At 38.3% G+C, this 499-nt stretch carries 1 pseudogene; it reads left to right on the top strand.

Annotation, left to right across the window (positions count from 1 at the left end):
* Positions 1-115: 115 nt before the first annotated feature.
* Positions 116-499, top strand: a pseudogene (locus KTHG_RS00205) (terminase large subunit); the annotation flags it as partial.

The raw sequence follows: 499 nt of genomic DNA on the forward strand, positions 1-499 counted from the left end.
CAAGCGTGGAAAACGTTTGTATACCAAAGTGTATAAAGAATATGAAAAATTGGCTAAACAACCTTCCGGGCGTTCTGCGTTTGTTACAAAACGGATGAACTTCTTAGAGGATAATATGGAAAATTCAGTTGCAACCAAAGAAGAAATGAACGCAACGAACCGTCCATTCTTTGAACTAGATCATGTCCCTATTGGTTCGCTCGATTTTGGGAGTGTTCGAGATTTCGCAGCATGTGGCTTGCTCTTTAAAAAGAGTGAAGAATATGTATTTAAGACGTTCTCTTTTGCCTGTAAACAATTCTGTGATGTGCATTATGGCTATTCTAATAGCGCTAGTGATATTGGAACTGAAAAACGTGCACCGATTAAACGGTGGGAAAAACAAGGCTTATTAAAAGTAGTAGACGAGCCTTCCTTAAATCCCATGCATATTGTGAACTGGTTTATCGAGATGCGTGAATTATATGGCGTTCGTAAAATTGTAGCTGATAACTATAAG

The organism is Kurthia sp. Dielmo, assembly GCF_000307285.2.
Lineage (GTDB): Bacteria > Bacillota > Bacilli > Bacillales_A > Planococcaceae > Kurthia > Kurthia populi.